19 protein-coding genes are annotated in these 15,927 nt (G+C 63.2%); 12 read left to right on the forward strand and 7 right to left on the reverse strand.

The genetic code is table 11. From position 1 onward, the window contains the following. Window positions 1-171: 171 nt before the first annotated feature. The 4 genes from E7681_RS08440 to E7681_RS08455 all read left to right on the forward strand — a co-directional run bounded on the left by E7681_RS08440 (window position 172) and on the right by E7681_RS08455 (window position 3,592). On the forward strand, window positions 172-1,308 hold the full coding sequence (locus E7681_RS08440) for a bifunctional 2-C-methyl-D-erythritol 4-phosphate cytidylyltransferase/2-C-methyl-D-erythritol 2,4-cyclodiphosphate synthase (RefSeq protein ID WP_136338830.1): 1,137 nt from the start codon (window positions 172-174) through the stop codon (window positions 1,306-1,308). After that, entirely contained in the window at window positions 1,305-1,787 is a 483-nt protein-coding gene (locus E7681_RS08445; protein WP_136338831.1) for a phosphatidylglycerophosphatase A family protein, read from the forward strand. The genes E7681_RS08440 and E7681_RS08445 overlap by 4 nt, the downstream gene beginning before the upstream one ends. Beyond that, window positions 1,784-2,251, forward strand: coding sequence for a CinA family protein (locus tag E7681_RS08450; protein ID WP_136338832.1), 468 nt, complete (start codon window positions 1,784-1,786; stop codon window positions 2,249-2,251). Before E7681_RS08445 ends, E7681_RS08450 begins: the two co-directional genes overlap by 4 nt. 162 nt (window positions 2,252-2,413) lie before the next feature. Beyond that, window positions 2,414-3,592, forward strand: a complete 1,179-nt coding sequence (locus E7681_RS08455; RefSeq protein ID WP_136338833.1) for an ammonium transporter — start codon at window positions 2,414-2,416, stop codon at window positions 3,590-3,592. 89 nt (window positions 3,593-3,681) lie between these two features. Here the strand turns inward: E7681_RS08455 and E7681_RS08460 are convergent, their stop codons facing one another. Then, on the reverse strand, window positions 3,682-4,128 hold the full coding sequence (locus tag E7681_RS08460; RefSeq protein WP_136338834.1) for a type II toxin-antitoxin system RatA family toxin: 447 nt from the start codon (window positions 4,126-4,128) through the stop codon (window positions 3,682-3,684). Window positions 4,129-4,197: 69 nt separating this feature from the next. Here E7681_RS08460 and hpt point away from each other — a divergent pair, with 69 nt between their 5' ends. After that, entirely contained in the window at window positions 4,198-4,737 is a 540-nt protein-coding gene (gene hpt / locus E7681_RS08465) for a hypoxanthine phosphoribosyltransferase (protein ID WP_136338835.1), read from the forward strand. Beyond that, entirely contained in the window at window positions 4,737-4,898 is a 162-nt protein-coding gene (locus tag E7681_RS18815) for a hypothetical protein (protein WP_168733180.1), read from the forward strand. Before hpt ends, E7681_RS18815 begins: the two co-directional genes overlap by 1 nt. Here E7681_RS18815 and E7681_RS08470 read toward each other — a convergent pair. After that, entirely contained in the window at window positions 4,895-5,749 is an 855-nt protein-coding gene (locus E7681_RS08470; protein ID WP_136338836.1) for a LysR family transcriptional regulator, read from the reverse strand. The genes E7681_RS18815 and E7681_RS08470 overlap by 4 nt on opposite strands. A gap of 96 nt (window positions 5,750-5,845) precedes the next feature. On the opposite strand from E7681_RS08470, the gene E7681_RS08475 reads away from it, so the two are divergent. Further along, window positions 5,846-6,325: a c-type cytochrome gene (locus tag E7681_RS08475; RefSeq protein WP_136338837.1), complete on the forward strand. Its 480-nt coding sequence runs from the start codon at window positions 5,846-5,848 to the stop codon at window positions 6,323-6,325. 18 nt (window positions 6,326-6,343) lie between these two features. Beyond that, entirely contained in the window at window positions 6,344-7,222 is an 879-nt protein-coding gene (locus E7681_RS08480; protein ID WP_136338838.1) for a c-type cytochrome, read from the forward strand. Here E7681_RS08480 and E7681_RS08485 read toward each other — a convergent pair. Both E7681_RS08485 and lipA read right to left on the reverse strand, forming a co-directional pair. Beyond that, on the reverse strand, window positions 7,219-7,554 hold the full coding sequence (locus E7681_RS08485; protein ID WP_136338839.1) for a cupin domain-containing protein: 336 nt from the start codon (window positions 7,552-7,554) through the stop codon (window positions 7,219-7,221). The genes E7681_RS08480 and E7681_RS08485 overlap by 4 nt on opposite strands. Before the next feature lie 2 nt (window positions 7,555-7,556). Then, the gene (gene lipA, locus E7681_RS08490) at window positions 7,557-8,507 is read right to left on the reverse strand and encodes a lipoyl synthase (RefSeq protein WP_136338938.1); all 951 of its coding nucleotides are present in this window, start codon (window positions 8,505-8,507) and stop codon (window positions 7,557-7,559) included. Between the two features lie 249 nt (window positions 8,508-8,756). On the opposite strand from lipA, the gene E7681_RS08495 reads away from it, so the two are divergent. Beyond that, a complete protein-coding gene (locus E7681_RS08495; protein WP_136338840.1) occupies window positions 8,757-9,308 on the forward strand; it encodes a peroxiredoxin in 552 nt (183 codons plus the stop codon). Between the two features lie 50 nt (window positions 9,309-9,358). On the opposite strand, the gene E7681_RS08500 is transcribed toward E7681_RS08495, so the two are convergent. Next, window positions 9,359-10,291, reverse strand: coding sequence for a LysR substrate-binding domain-containing protein (locus tag E7681_RS08500; protein ID WP_136338841.1), 933 nt, complete (start codon window positions 10,289-10,291; stop codon window positions 9,359-9,361). 104 nt (window positions 10,292-10,395) lie between these two features. Here E7681_RS08500 and E7681_RS08505 point away from each other — a divergent pair, with 104 nt between their 5' ends. Continuing rightward, window positions 10,396-11,103, forward strand: a complete 708-nt coding sequence (locus E7681_RS08505; RefSeq protein WP_246032440.1) for a VIT1/CCC1 transporter family protein — start codon at window positions 10,396-10,398, stop codon at window positions 11,101-11,103. On the opposite strand, the gene E7681_RS08510 is transcribed toward E7681_RS08505, so the two are convergent. Continuing rightward, window positions 11,100-12,206, reverse strand: a complete 1,107-nt coding sequence (locus tag E7681_RS08510; protein WP_246032441.1) for a DUF6456 domain-containing protein — start codon at window positions 12,204-12,206, stop codon at window positions 11,100-11,102. The genes E7681_RS08505 and E7681_RS08510 overlap by 4 nt on opposite strands. 246 nt (window positions 12,207-12,452) lie before the next feature. Here E7681_RS08510 and E7681_RS08515 point away from each other — a divergent pair, with 246 nt between their 5' ends. Beyond that, a complete protein-coding gene (locus tag E7681_RS08515; protein ID WP_136338842.1) occupies window positions 12,453-12,758 on the forward strand; it encodes a DUF6477 family protein in 306 nt (101 codons plus the stop codon). 7 nt (window positions 12,759-12,765) lie between these two features. Here the strand turns inward: E7681_RS08515 and E7681_RS08520 are convergent, their stop codons facing one another. Continuing rightward, window positions 12,766-14,307, reverse strand: coding sequence for a trimethylamine methyltransferase family protein (locus E7681_RS08520; RefSeq protein ID WP_136338843.1), 1,542 nt, complete (start codon window positions 14,305-14,307; stop codon window positions 12,766-12,768). A 305-nt stretch (window positions 14,308-14,612) separates the two neighbouring features. On the opposite strand from E7681_RS08520, the gene E7681_RS08525 reads away from it, so the two are divergent. Further along, window positions 14,613-15,881, forward strand: a complete 1,269-nt coding sequence (locus tag E7681_RS08525; RefSeq protein WP_136338844.1) for an OmpP1/FadL family transporter — start codon at window positions 14,613-14,615, stop codon at window positions 15,879-15,881. The last annotated feature ends 46 nt before the right edge of the window (window positions 15,882-15,927 follow it).

Consider the following 15,927-nt stretch of genomic DNA (forward strand, 5'->3'; position numbering starts at 1 on the left):
CTTTGACCTAGCGGATTGCAGGGGCATCCTCAATGAAACACGCCCAGATTTCAGACCCCTCCAGCTGATTTGCCTGTTTTTTGAGCACCCACCCCCAGGATGCCTGCCGCATTGCCCTTGGCGGCGTCTCGTCCTATGCACAAGGCAAGGGCACAACTTGCTGAGGAACAGATGCGCGCAGCCGCCATCATCGTCGCCGCAGGACGCGGCAGTCGCGCCGGGGGCGGACTGCCCAAGCAATGGCGCGCGCTGGCCGGGCGACGCGTTGCCGACTGGACCGTGCAGGCGTTCCACGATCATCCGGCCATCGCCACGGTCGTGCTGGTGCATCACCCCGACGACATGGATCACGTCGCCCCCCTGCTGGGGCCGGGCGTCATCGCCGTGCATGGCGGGGACAGCCGCAACGCCTCGGTCCGCAACGGGCTGGAGGCGCTGAGCGACCACGCCCCCGATCTGGTGCTGATCCACGACGTGGCGCGCCCCTGCATCCCGGCGCAGGTGATCGACGCGGTGCTGACGGCGTTGGCCGACAGTGCAGGCGCGGCCCCTGCCCTTGCCGTCACCGATGCGCTTTGGCGTGGGGACGATGCGCAGGTCAGCGGCGTGCAGGACCGCACCGGCCTTTATCGCGCGCAGACGCCGCAGGGGTTTCACTACGCCCCCCTGCTGGCCGCGCACCGCGCCTTTGACGGTGACGCCGCCGACGATGTCGAGGTCGCCCGCGCCGCCGGTCTGCCCGTCGCCATCGTGGCGGGACACGAGGATAATTTGAAAATCACCCATCCCGGCGATTTCGCGCGGGCCGAGAAAATTTTGCGGGGACACATGGATATACGCTTGGGCAATGGCTACGACGTGCACCGATTTGGACCGGGCGACCATGTCGTCCTGTGCGGCATCAAGGTGCCGCATGGGCGCGGGCTTCAAGGCCACTCGGACGCCGATGTCGGGATGCACGCCGTCACCGACGCGATCTACGGCGCGCTGGCCGAGGGCGACATCGGCCGCCACTTCCCGCCCTCGGACATGCAGTGGAAGGGCGCTGCGTCTGAAATCTTCCTCAAACACGCCGCCGATCTGGCCCGCGAAAAGGGCTATCAGATCAGCAACATCGACTGCACCATCGTCTGCGAATACCCCAAGGTAGGCCCCCACGCCACCGCCATGCAGGCGGAAATGGCCCGCATCATGGGGCTGACGCCTGACCGCGTGTCGATCAAGGCGACCACCTCGGAACGGCTGGGCTTCACCGGCCGCGAGGAAGGCATCGCCGCCATCGCAACCGCCGCATTGGTGAAACCATGATCCGCCTCATCAACACCTTCTTCTACTCGGGCCTTCTGCGCCCTGCCTCGGGCACCTGGGGATCGCTGGCCGCGCTGGCCGTCGGCTGGGGGATCGAGCATTACCTGGGCTTCCTGCCCCTCGTCGCCGCCACCATCCTTGTCACCGCGCTTGGCTTCTGGTCGATCGGGGTCGAGCTGAAGGACCGCCCCGGCGACGACCCGTCAGAGATCGTCATCGACGAGGTGGCGGGCATGTGGCTGACCCTGCTGTTCCCCGCCTTCGGGTTCTGGATGCGCGACATGTCGATGGTCTGGCCCGGCCCCGTCGCAGCCTTCCTGTTCTTCCGCCTGTTCGACGTGACCAAGCCTTGGCTGGTGGGCCGCGCCGACCGCCGCCACGATGCGCCGGGCGTGATGCTGGATGACCTCTGGGCCGGTGTCTTCGCGGGCATCTGCACCGTGATTGCTGCCGCCCTCTACCACATCGTGCTGATATGAGTGCGACCGACCTGCTGACCCTCTACCGTACCCGCGGCCTGCGCATTGCCACCGCCGAAAGCTGCACGGGCGGCATGGTCTCGGCCGCGATCACCGACATCGCCGGATCGTCCACGGTGTTCGAGCGTGGCTTCGTCACCTACACCAACGAGGCCAAGATTCAGATGCTGGGCGTACTGCCCGCCACGCTGGATGCTTACGGAGCCGTCTCTGAACAGGTCGCGCAAGAGATGGCAGAGGGCGCGCTGCGCCACTCCGCCGCCGATGTCGCCGTGTCGATCACCGGTATCGCAGGCCCCGGCGGGTCCGAGTTCAAACCCGAGGGCCGCGTCTGTTTCGGCCTGGCCACGCGCACCGGCACCCACACCGAAACCGTCGAGTTCGGCGCCTTGGGGCGTGCCAATGTCCGCCGGGAATCTGTTCAAAAAGCCATCGCCCTGCTTATTTCAGCCGCAAACCAATAACGCTCATAAATTAGCCCCTTTGCCAATTTATCGCCCATTTTTTCAGCTTTTTAAAAACCGGGCAATTTTTGACCCCTCCTGACCCCAGATGCTTCTTTCTTTTGCGCGGTGAATACGCTTGGTCCGCGCCAACAAGAGAACCGAAAGGGAAAGGAAGGACAAATGAACGGAGCGGATACCGCCTGGATCATCGTTGCAACGGCCCTGGTGCTGTTCATGACGTTGCCGGGTCTGGCACTGTTTTACGGCGGGCTTGTGCGGGCGCGTAACGTGCTCAGCGTCTTCATGCATGTCTACGCCATCGCCTGCGTGATGAGTGTGCTGTGGTTCATCGTCGGCTACTCGGTGGCCTTCGGCGATGGCGGCGCCTATTGGGGCGGCCTGGGCAAGGCGTTCCTGGCTGGCATCGACGCCGACACCGTGTCGGGCACCCTGCCCGAGATCCTGTTCTTCGCCTTCCAGATGACCTTTGCGATCATCACCCCGGCGCTGATCGTCGGCGCCTATGTGGAACGCATCGGCTTTGGCTTCGTGCTGCTGTTCTCGGCGCTGTGGATGGTGCTGGTCTATGCACCCGTCACCCACTGGATCTGGGGCGGCGGTTTCCTGGCCGATGGCGGCATCTTCGGTGAAACCGGCGTCAAGGACTTCGCGGGCGGCATCGTCGTGCACGAAACCGCAGGCATCGCGGCGCTGATCCTGGCCGTCATGCTGGGCGCGCGCCGTCACCGGACCACCCCGCCGCACAACCCCGGTTACGTCATGATCGGTGCGTCGATGCTGTGGGTTGGCTGGTTCGGCTTCAACGGCGGCTCGCAACTGGCCGCTGACGGCGGTGCCGCGATGGCGCTGACCGTAACCCATATCTCGGCCGCCACCGCGTCGCTGACCTGGGCGCTGTGGGAACGCATCAAGTACGGCAAGGCCTCGCTGGTTGGCATCGTCACCGGCACCATCGCCGGTCTGGCCTCGATCACCCCGGCCTCGGGCTTTGTCGGCCCGGTTGAGGCGCTGATCATCGGCGCGATCGCCGGCATCCTGTGCCAAGAGGCGGTGAACTTTGTCCGCAACAAGGCCAAGATCGACGACACCCTGGACGTGTTCGCCGTGCACGGCGTCGGCGGTATCTTCGGCACGATCATGATCGCCGCCTTCGGCGCAGGCACCTGGACGGCTCAGTTGGGTTCGCTGGCCATTGTCGGTGTGTTCACCTTTGTCGTGACCGTCGTCATCGCCAAGGTCGTGGCCATGATCACCCCGCTGCGCGTTGACCCCGAGACCGAGACCAACGGTCTGGACCTGTCGGTCCACGGCGAGCGCGCCTACGATCACGCCTCCTGATCTGCCTGAAAAACGATCAAAGGCCGCCTTTCGGGGCGGCCTTTTTCGTTGTCGTTTTGCCGGTCAGCGGCGGCGTACAAAAATCCGGATTAATCGTACAATTCCGCGGCCCGACGCTCGAACGCGCGGACGATCCGGTGCATGGCCTCGTTGAAAACGACGCCGATAATGCCTTGTAGCACGGCGTTCTTGAACTCGAAATCAACGAAGAATCTGACGTCGCATCCCACGGCCGTATCCGTGAATTCCCATTGCGATTTCAGATACTTGAAGGGGCCATCCAGGTATTCGATATGCAGCTTTGTGTCTGCCGGATTCAGGTTGACCACGGTGCCAAAGCGTTCACGGAACACCTTGAACGAGATCACCATGTCAGCCTTCATCAGCTGCGTGCCGTCCCCGTTCTCCTCCAACGACCGCACCCGCGTCGCCGCACACCAGGGCAAGAACTTGGGGTACTGGGTCACGTCCGCCACAAGATCGTACATTTGCCGGGCGCTATAAGGCAGGGTTCGGGTTTCGGAATGGGTCGGCATGACGGCCCTTTTTTACGTGACAGTGTGGGGCTATTTCGTAGACTGAGCGCGAGAATTCAAGGGGGTGTCATGCCACAGCGTCCTTATGTCATTGACGAAATGATCTCGGCCAAGCAGATCGCAGCCCGGATCGAGGAGCTGGCCAGCGAAATCCGCGCCGAATACTCCGATACCGACAAGCTGGTCGTTGTCGGTCTGTTGCGCGGCAGTTTCGTCTTTATCGCCGATCTGGTGCGCGAACTGGACCTGCCGGTCGAGGTCGATTTCCTCGAGGCGTCATCCTACGGCAATGCCACCGAAAGCTCACGAGAAGTGCGCATTCTCAAGGACTTGCGCGGCGAGATCGAAGGCCGCGACGTGCTGGTGGTCGAGGATATCGTCGACACCGGTTATACGCTGAAACATGTGCGCCACCTGTTGTCAGGCCGCGCCCCGCGCAAGCTGAAGATCATCGCCCTGCTGGACAAACCCGCCCGGCGCGAGGTGGACATCAAGGCCGACTGGATCGGCTTTTCCATCCCGGACGAATTTGTCGTGGGCTACGGCATTGATTTCGCGCAAAGAAACCGCAACCTGCCCTATATCGGCAAGGTCCGGTTCACCGAATAATGCTGCGCTTTGTGCGAATGGCGAAATGGGCGCGCCGGCCGGCCTCGGCCAAACGGGTGCGTCTGGTTCTGATCGTTCTAGCGCTATGTCTGGCGCTGGCCACGATCGAACGCTGGATCGGCTGGCCCGCCTTTCTGACCGTGCAAAAGCTGCCGCGCTAGGCGTCCAAACGCGCCAGTTCGGCCCTCAGATAGCTGACAAGACGCGCCCGTACGGTGCGGATGCGGGGCAGATCGACCAGTTCGGCGTGGCCAGCCACCCAAAGCGGCACCGACATCTCGGGCGCGATACCGGGCAGTCGCACCAGCCCCTCGGCGCGGTCCCCCAGCAGCGTGGGCAGCACCGCGCGGCCCATCCCCTCTTGCACCATGCGGGTCATCGCCACGAAGCTGTCGGCAGCCCCCACGATCTGCTCGGGAGAGACGGCCTCGGCCAGCCACACCGCTGGCAAAGAGCGTTGCAGCACACCGCCAAGCCCCAGCCACAGGTTCGGCGCGCCGGGTCGGGCATAGACGGCAAAGCTGAGCCGCCCGACCGCCTCGCCCACCATGTCATCCGGCAGGTTTTTGGCCGGACGCACCGTGATGTCCGCCTGCATCCGCGAAAAATCCAGATGGGCGTTGCTGCATAACAGGTCGATCCGCAACTGGCGCGCACGCCGGTTGATCCGCGCGGCAAAGCCCGGCAGCACCGTGGTGCAGATCGTATCGGTCGACGACACCCGCACCACGCCGCTCAGCTGCACCTGACCGCCGCGCATCAGGCGCTGGACGGATTGCACGGCGGCACCAACCTCTCGCGCGGCCTCCAGCACGCGGACCCGGTCGGGCAACACGGTATAGCCCTGCGCGCTGCGGGCGAAAACCGGCCCGCCGTTCTGCTGCTCGAACGAGGCGATGCGGCGCTGGACGGTGGCGTGGTTGACCCCCAGCTCTCGGGCGGCGGCGGACAGCGACCCGTGATCCATCACCGCCAGCACAAACCGAAGATCATCCCAGGATTGCCTGTGCATAAATCGTCTATCCCTTTGCAGAAATGCTAGGTATCAATGAGTTTACTCACATGTATACTCGTTCCACCAGTCTGAGTTTTCCCCGGAGTGACCATTATGAAGAAGATCACGACCATTCTGACCGCCACGATCCTTGCCTCGGCCATCGGGGCCGGCGCGCAGGCCGAAAGCCATGTGGACAAGGCCGTTGCCGGTGCCATCGCGGCGCGGCAGGCAACGATGAAGCTCTATGCCTTCAACCTTGGCTTGCTGGGTGGCATGGCGAAGGGCGAGGTTGCCTATGACGCCGCCGCCGCATCCGGTGCGGCGAACAACATCGCGCTGCTGACGCAGCTGAACCAGATGGCGATGTGGCCCGAAGGCTCGGACGAGATGAGCGTTGACGGCACCCGTGCGCTGTCCGACATCTGGTCGAACATGGCGGATGTGATGGCCAAGGGCACCGCCCTGAGCGACGCCGCAGCGACCATGCAGGCCGAAGCGGGCAAAGGCCTGCCCGAGTTGCAAGCCGCGATGGGCGCGGTTGGCGGGGCCTGCGGGGCCTGCCACAAGGCCTATCGCGCGCCCGAGAAGTAATCGGAACGGCATTCATCCATGCGCGGCAAGATCCTGAATATCGCGATCATGCTGGTCCTTCTGACAGGGGCGGCAGCCTATCTGCTGACCGCCCCCAAGCGCGTGGATGTGGCCACCTTTGCGGGCCTGACCGGGGATGCTGCGCATGGCGCGCAGGTGTTCAACGCGGCGGGCTGTGCTTCGTGCCATACGGCACCGGATGCGCAGCGATCTGATCGGCCGATCCTGTCGGGCGGTCGTACGTTTCCCAGCGATTTTGGTACGTTCCGGGCGCCCAACATCTCTCCGGACCTTGCCGAAGGGATCGGGGCGTGGAGCGTGATTGATCTGGCCAATGCGATGATGCACGGCACCTCGCCCGAGGGTCAGCACTATTACCCGGCTTTTCCCTACACGACCTACACCCGCGCCGCTCCGCAGGATATTGCCGACCTGTTCGCCTATCTGAAAACGCTGCCGCCCAGTGCCACGCCCAGTCAGCCGCACGATGTCGGATTTCCGTTCAACATCCGTCGCGCCTTGGGAGGATGGAAGCTGTTGTTCTTCCGCGACACCTGGATCACCCCGGCCACGCCCGAGGCCGAGCGCGGGCGCTATCTGGTCGAGGCGTTGGGCCATTGCGGCGAATGCCACACCCCGCGCAACGCGCTTGGCGGGCTGGACTATGCGAACTGGCTGACCGGCGCACCGAACCCATCGGGCAAGGGCAAGATCCCCAACATCACCCCCGCCGTGCTGGACTGGTCCGAGGCTGATCTGGTCGAGTATTTCACCAGCGGCTTCACCCCCGACTATGACAGCGCGGGCGGTGAGATGGCCGAGGTGGTGCAGAACCTGTCGAAACTGCCCGTAGAGGACAGGCAGGCGATTGCCGCCTACCTGAAATCCCTGCCCTAGCGTTTCAGCTTGTAGCGGTCGCCTTCTTCGAACACGTCGATGGCTTTCAGCCCAGCCGGAATCTTGGCGCTGTGCACGACATGCGGCGGGATATTGTAGGTGTCACCGCGCCGGTAGATGCGGGTTTCGTCGCCGATCGTCAGTTCCAGCTCGCCCTCCAGCACGGTGCCCCATTGGCCCAGATGTGAATGCGGCGGCAGGACCACATCCTTGTGGAAGTGGAAGAACACGACCATCCCGTCCTCGGACGCGATGGCGCGGATCGTCACATCGTCCTCGGAAAAGGGGGTTTCCAGCCCCGGCAGGCGCTTGATGAAATCGGCGTAGTCCATAATCAGCTCAGCCCCAGTTTCTTCATCCGGTTCTCGCGCAGACGCGCAAAATCGTCGCCCGCATGGTAGGACGAGCGCGTCAGCGGCGTGGCCGAGACCATCAGGAAGCCCTTGCCATAGGCGGCTTTCTCGTAGGCCTTGAACTCATCCGGGTGCACGAAACGGTCCACCGCGTGGTGTTTCGGCGTCGGTTGCAGGTACTGGCCGATGGTCAGAAAGTCGATATCGGCGGCGCGCATGTCGTCCATGATCTGGTGCACCGCTTGCTTGTCCTCGCCAAGGCCGACCATGATGCCGGATTTGGTGAACATGGTCGGGTCCAGCTCTTTCACCCGTTGCAGCAGACGCAGCGAGTGGAAGTAGCGCGCACCGGGGCGCACCGAGGGGTACAGGCCCGGCACGGTTTCCAGGTTGTGGTTGAACACGTCAGGCTTGGCGGCGACGACCACCTCCAGCACCTCGGGGGCGCATTTGAGGAAGTCGGGGGTCAGCACCTCGATCGTCGTCTCGGGGCTGCGGTGGCGGACGGCGCGGATGGTCTGGGCGAAATGCTCGGCACCGCCGTCCTCCAGATCGTCGCGGTCAACCGAGGTGATGACGACGTGTTTCAGCCCCAGCTTGGCCACGGCATCGGCGACGCGGCCCGGTTCGAACAGGTCCAGCGCATTCGGCTTGCCGGTGGCGATGTTACAGAAGGTACAGCCGCGGGTACAGATATCGCCCATGATCATCATGGTGGCGTGGCCCTGGCTCCAGCATTCACCGGCGTTGGGGCAGCCCGCCTCTTCGCAGACGGTGACCAGCTTGTTGTCGCGCATGATCTTGTGGGTCTGCTTGTAGCCCTCGGACACGGGTGCCTTCACGCGGATCCAGTCAGGTTTCTTGGGCTGGGCATTGTCCGGGCGATGGGCCTTTTCGGGGTGTCGCTGTTCGGGGATCTTCAGGTCACGCACGTCAGTCATCCTGCTATTGATTGGACGAAAGTATAAGGCTTACGCAAGGCAAGCGCCAGTTCCTGAAAACGCCACCATTGTCGCAACGCTGCAAGGCAGAACATTTTAGTTATAGATCATACGCTTACCACGTTATCCACAAGTAATAGAAGAACTTTATCTGTTTGCTACCGCAGAAAACCCCCTTGGATCGTATTTTGAATCGTTATAAGTTCGCACCAAATCAACCCTTCTACCGGAGATACCGCCATGCAAGCTGGCCTGAAACTGCCCGACGTCACCTTCCGTACCCGCGTCCGCGACGAGTCCGTCGGTGGCCCGAACCCGTTCCGCTGGCAGGACATGACCACCGCCGACTACTTTGCTGGCAAGCGCGTGATCCTGTTCTCGCTGCCCGGCGCGTTCACCCCGACCTGCTCGACCTACCAGCTGCCCGGCTTTGAAAAAATGGCCGCCGAGTTCGCCGAAAAAGGCATCGACGAGATCTACTGCATGTCGGTCAACGACAGCTTCGTGATGAACAAGTGGGCGCAGGATCAGGGCCTGGCCAACGTCAAGGTCATCCCCGATGGGTCGGGCGAATTCACCCGCAAGGTCGGCATGCTGGTCGCCAAGGACAACCTGGGCTTTGGTATGCGCTCGTGGCGCTATGCGGCCATCATCAACAACGGTATCGTCGAAGCCTGGTTCGAAGAGCCCGGCCGCGCCGACAACTTCGGTGCCGACCCCTATGGCGAAAGCTCGCCCGAGAACCTGATGCGTTACCTGGACGCGCAGGCAACCGGCGTTGCTGCCGAGTAATCCTCGGTTCGACTGAATTGGAAAGGTCCGTGCATCCGCGCGGGCCTTTTTCATTGCGGCTGGTCTGCGCGCGCCGTCTGGATCAGCTGGCTGCCGGTGCGGCGCAGCACCTCGGCCAGATCGGAGAACCAGCCGTCATCGACCGAGGACGCCCGTCGCACCAGACCGATGGTTCGAAACGGCTCGGGCGCGGTAAAGCGCATCAGGTGCATCCCCGGCGCGGCCTGACGCTCGGCCAGAGCGGCCATTTCAGGCATCAACGTCAGCCCGAACCCCGCCGCCACCAGCCGCGTCAGCGTCGCGAGCGAGGATGCGCCCATGTTGATCTGCGCGTGCCCCCTGCCCTGACCACAGACCTCCAGAGCCTGATCGGTCAGGCAGTGGCCATCCTCAAGCAACAGCAATTGCGCGGGCCGCAGGGCCGTCGGGCGCAGCGTCTCGGCCGAACCCAGTGCCGCCAGTTGCGCCTGTGTGCCGGCCAGCAGGAACCGGTCCTCGAACAGCGGCTCGGCGACCAGCCCATCCTCGATCACCGGCAGGGCCATGACGGCGGCATCCAGCTGGCCGGATTTCAGCGCCTCCAGCAGCCGAACGGTTTTCGCCTCTTGCACTTGGACATCCAGATGGATGTCGCGCGCCCGAAGCGCCGCCAAGGCACCGGGCAGCAGGTATGGCGCAATCGTCGGGATCACCCCCAGCGCCAGACGCCCGGACAGACCGCCCTTCCACCGGGCGGTCTCCTCTAGGGCGCGCACCTCGTTCAGCACACGCATCGCCTGGTCCAGCACACGGCGGCCAAAGGGGGTCAGCCGCACCTCGCGCGCCTGCCGTTCGACCAGCGCGCCGCCCAAGGTCGCCTCCAACTCGCGGATCTGCACCGACAGCGCGGGCTGAGAGATATGCACTGCCTCAGCCGCGCGCCCGAAATGGCGGTGCTCGGCCAGAGCCTGGAAATACTGAAGTTGTCGAAGGGTCACGCTCATAGCCAAGGGTTATCACTTTGGCCCATTGGCGGAAATCCTGATTATCGCAATTGAACCCCCTTGCAGGGTCAGTATTCTGAACCCGACCACACGGAAGGACCGCCATGGAGCGCCCAAACGCGATGTCCCACCTTCGGGACTACCTCAAGCAGATCATCTTTGGCGGCAATGACGGGATCGTCACGACCTTTGCCATCGTCGCGGGCTTTGCGGGGGCCAACGCGGACGGGGTTTCGCAGGTTGGCGCGCTGGCCGTGCTGATCTTTGGCCTGGCCAACCTGTTCGCCGACGCGGTGTCGATGGGATTGGGGGAGTTTCTGTCCTCACGCTCGGCGCATGATCTGTACCGGGCGCGTCGTCTGCGGCGGGTGAAGGCGATCACGCATTTCCCAGAGGCCGAGATTGTTTCGCTATCAGAAACATTTCAGCACAAGGGGCTGAGCCCGGACAAAGCCCGCGCCGTATCCGAGGCGCTGACATCTTCGCCGCAACTGATGGCCGAAATGCTGCTGTGTCACAAACACGGGGTACAGCCGCCAGAGGATGACAACCCCGGCATAAACGGGATCGTCACCTTCGTTTCCTTTGTCATTTTCGGGTTCCTGCCGCTGGTGCCCTATGTCCTGCGCGAGGCCGACGATCTGAGCCTGTCGCTGTCGGTCGCCGCCACCCTGACGGCCCTGACCGGGCTGGGCATCCTGCGCTGGACGGCGACGGGTGACAAACCGAGTGCTGCCATTTTGGAAACAGTTGGCGTAGGGTCTGCCTGTGCTGCCGTCGCGTATCTGGTGGGCTGGCTGGTCGGCGGTTAACCGATCAGCTGCCCCGCGCGGCCCATCCCCTCGTAGTGCCGTTTCAGCCGTTGCAAGGCGATCCGCAGCACGATCTTGCCCGAGCGCGCCGACCAGCCCATGCGTTTTTCGGCGGTCTCCAGCCCCTCCAGATAGCAGCAGCAGCGCAGGGCGACATCGCCCAGACCCGGCCCCAAATCCCGCAGCGCCGAGGCGAGCCGGTCGCGCGCGGCACCGTAATTGCCACTTCCCGGGGCATATCCCCCGTCGCGACCGGTCAGGAATCGTTCCCAATTCTGGGTGACATTCGGGCCGATCTGGGCGAGCTCGAAATCCTCACGCAGGCGCTCGCCAGCGGCCACAAGGCCCGGGGTCAGGAACGGCTCTCCGTTCTTCTCGCGGCGGCGCGCGAGCAGCGTCAAAGGCGACTCGGGGGCGGAATACCTTGTTCTACCACGGTTTTCTACGGCCTCGAACCGGGTCGAGGACATGTCGAACCCGACCGGAGCCTCTGCAAATCCGTGGCTGGCTGGCGTTTCAGAGTGCGCCGTCATTTGGCTCAGCGCCGCCCGGCCCTCGGCGGTGATGACATAGCGCGCGATCCGGCCCTGGGTCTTGCAGGTGATCCATTCCTTCAACGCAAGCGCCTGCGCAACTTCGCGATCCACCACGGCGGTGCGCAGGGTCGTGCCGCTTTTGCTGTCCTTGACCACGACGGCCTTTTCCATGTCCTGAGCCACGGCCAGAACGGCGCCCGCTTCGGTCAGGCGCCTCAGGATGCGGCAGGATTCGCGGTCAAGATCCTGCACCTCGGGTTGAGACGGGAAAGGCGTGGGTTTGGTCATTCGTGCGGGCTCCGATTGGCTGTTCCGGGACACAGGGATGGCGTCTGGAAACAATTGGCGGCCAAGGCGGCACAGCGCCTCGTCTACCAGCTGGTCCTCGCGCCGGCTTTCCAGTTTTCGGATCTGCCGCAGGACAGTTGACGCATGGCATCCCGCCTGACGGGCCAGGGCGCGGATGGGCTGGCCGGTTTCCGTATGCGCAAGGTAACGCACGGCGGTTTCGGGCACCCAGGACGGCACCGGCATCGTGACACATTCAGTCAAGCACGAGCGGGACATAGTGGCTCCATTTAGGTCAACATAACTGTCTTGGAAGTCCCCTGTTTTTCCCCAGACTTACCCCCAAGCACACCTCGCAACCTAGAGGTGCAAAAGTTACCTGACAGTTAACAGTTTCCGATTTGGCAATAATTGTTTCTAAATCGTGAACAACCAACCAACCCTCCGTTCGCCGCGACACGCAAAAGCGCAACACTACCCAAGCGTGTGCAATACATTCGGGACCCAAACTGAACGGAGGCCACCATGCTGGACCTGATTAGCCTGCTGAATACCATCCATCGGCCGCGCCTGTTGATCCGAGCCGCGCGGTTTGGAATGACCGATTACAAGCGCAACGTCCACTTGCGGCGCCTTCTTGGCACGCCCCACCTGCCCCGCAATGGCGAGGCCGTAATCCGGCTGATCGAGCTGGAGGCAGAATACAACGATCAGCGCAAAGAAAATGCCGCGGAGTATTCACCCTCGCGGCATGTCGAAATCCTGATCGCTCTGATGGCCGAGGCGCAGATTCTGCGCGCAGGGGCCAGCACGGAACCGGCCCCCGCTTGAATGACCGTTACGCGAAGGCGTCGGGCATCGACGCCTTTTTCTGGGCGACATAGGCGGACAGCGCCTCGGAAATCGCCGGGTCCAGCGTGGGCTGCACGTAGTCAGACAGCATCTTCTTCACCCGGACCGAGGCCAGCGCCATCGTGTCACGCGATCCATCGTCAACCCAGGTCTCGAACGGCTTGTAATCCAGCACCTGCGTCCGCCAGAACGCGTTCTTGAAGTTCGCCTGGGTGTGGGCGCAGCCGAGGTAGTGACCGCCCGGGCCCACTTCGCGGATGGCGTCCATCGCCTGGGCGTTTTCGTCCATGCTGATCCCGGCGGCCATGCTGTGCAGGGTGCCCAGCTGGTCAGCATCCATCACGAATTTCTCGTAGGACGACACCAGACCACCTTCGAGCCAGCCACAGGCGTGCAGCATGAAGTTGACGCCCGACAAAAGCCCCATATTCAAGGAGTTGGAGCTTTCGTAACCCGCCTGCGCATCTGGCAGCTTGGAGCCGGTAAACCCGCCCGACGACCGGTAAGGCAGCCCCATACGGCGCGCCAGCTGGCCGACGCCATAGGTGATCTGCGCGGCCTCGGGGGTGCCGAAGGTGGGCGCGCCCGAGTTCATGTCTATCGAGGTTACGAAGGCCCCGAAAATCACCGGCGCGCCTTTGCGGACCAGCTGCGAATAGGCGATCCCGGCCAGAACCTCGGCCAGAACCTGGGTCAGCGTACCGGCCACAGAGACCGGCGCCATGGCCCCGCCCACGATGAACGGGCTGACGATGCAGGCCTGGTTGTTACGGGCGTACACCTCGAGCGAGCCCATCATCACATCGTCGAAAGTCAGCGGCGAGTTGATGTTGATGAGCGAGGTCATCACGGTGTTGTTCTGCACGAACTCCTTACCGAACAGGATCTCGCACATCTCGACCGAATCCTGTGCGCGGCTGGGTTCGGTGACCGAGCCCATGAACGGCTTGTCCGACAGGGTCATGTGGGCGTGGATCATGTCCAGGTGGCGCTTGTTCACCGGAACGTCGGTCGGCTCGCACACGGTGCCGCCCGAGTGGTGCAGCCATTTGGACATGTAGCCCAGCTTCACGAAATTGCGGAAATCTTCCATCGTGGCGTAGCGACGACCGCCATTCATGTCATGCACGAAGGGCGGGCCGTAGACCGGTGCCAGCACCAGATTGCGGCCGCCGATCTCGACGTTGCGCGCGGGGTTGCGGGCGTATTGGGTGAAGCTGCGCGGCGCAGTCTTGCACAACTCCCGCGCGAGGCCACGGGGAATGCGGACCCGCTCGCCCTCGACATCCGCGCCGGCGTCTTTCCACAGTGCCAGCGCGCCGGGGTTGTTGACGAAGTTCACACCGATCTCGGCCAGCACGGTTTCGGCGTTGGTCTCGATGATCTCCAGCGCCTCTTCGTTCAGGATTTCCAGATTTGGGATGTTGCGCTCGATATATTTCGCCGTCTCGAACGAGACCGAGCTGCGCTCGGCCCGCCGCACGGCCCCACCGCCACCTCTGCGCTTGCGCGTTGCTTCGTCGTTCATCCCTGATTCTCCTGGAGTGTTCGTTATCCCTAGTTTTACGCGGCCCGTTTCGGCGGCTTTGGCCGGAAACCGGCTTATGACACGCAAAAACGACCTCGGGGCGGCAAAGCGGGCCGTATGCGCCCCCTCTTTCGCATTGTGACAAAACGGGTGACAGGTCACATTCCACTATGCAAATATCTCTAAACCGGAATGATTCATTTCACCGGAATCAATAATCAGGCCACCAAAAAACCGGCCGAAGCATCACATGTCTGCGCGGCAAGGAGGAGACCGCCGCGCCGGCACCAGGGAGAGGAAAATTAATGACAATCAAATCTTTGTGCCGCCGATCAACGGCCGGCGCAGCGGTAGCGCTTGGCCTTTTGGCAGGCTCGCCCGCCTTGGCCACGAACGGATATTTTGCCAACGGATACGGCGGCGCATCCAAAGGGCTGGCTGGGTCCGGCGTGGCCGTTCCCACGGGTGTTCTGGGTCTGGCGCAAAACCCCGCCATGGGGATGAAGGTCGGCAACCAGGCCGGGTTCTGCCTGACGATCTTTGCGCCGGAACGCGGGTTCGACGTCTCGGGCGCGGGCGGGCTGACACCGGGCAGCTACACCAGCGCCAACGACATCTTCGCGATCCCCTGCGGCGGCGTGAACTTCAAGCTGAACGACCGTTCCAGCCTGGGCCTGTTCATGTTCGGCAATGGCGGCATGAACACCGAATATTCCAGCAACGTCTTCGTGCCGGGGTTCGGTCTGGCCGGTAGCACCCCGCTGGGCGTTAATCTGGAACAATTGTTCATCTCGTTGAACTACAGCTACCAGGTCAGCGATCAGCTGACCCTGGGCATCGCCCCGGTCTTTGCGGTGCAACGGTTCAGCGCGACCGGGTTCGAAAATTTCTCGGCCTTCTCAATGGACCCGACGCGCCTGACGAACAACGGCGACTCGTGGTCCACGGGCGGCGGCGTCAACCTGGGCCTGCTTTATGAGCCGAACCAGGCCTGGAGCATCGGCGTCGCCTATCGCTCGCGCATGCAGATGAGCAATTTCGACGAATACGCAGGGCTTTTCGCTGAACAGGGCGATTTCGACGTGCCCCCCGTGGCGACGATCGGGGCAGCCTACACGCCCCCCTCGAACCCGCGCTGGACGCTGAGCGGCGAAGTGCAGCGCATCTTCTACAGCGATGTCGCGGCGATCTCGAACAGTGGCGCAGTCATCACGACGCCGTTCGGGGCCGATGATGGCCCCGGTTTCGGCTGGAAAGACATGGATGTACTGCGTCTGGCCGCGATCTATCGCCATTCGGACAAGCTGACCCTGCGCGGCGGCGTGTCCTTTGCGTCCCAGTTCATCGAGTCGCAAGAGGCGCTGCTGAACATCGTCGCCCCTGCCACGCCGCGTCTGCATATCTCGGTCGGGGCCAGCTACCAGATCAACGAGCGTTGGGGCATCACCACGTCCTTTACCCATGTCCCGAACGCGACTGTGACCGGCACCAACCCGTCGCTGGCGCCGACGCAGCCGGTGACTCTGCGCATGAACCAGAACGAATTTGCCATTGGCATGACGTATCGCTGGTAAAAACACCGGCTCCGCGTCCCCCGCGATGCGGAGCCTCTTGCACGCC

Source organism: Thalassobius vesicularis (assembly GCF_004799325.1).
Lineage (GTDB): Bacteria > Pseudomonadota > Alphaproteobacteria > Rhodobacterales > Rhodobacteraceae > Thalassobius > Thalassobius vesicularis.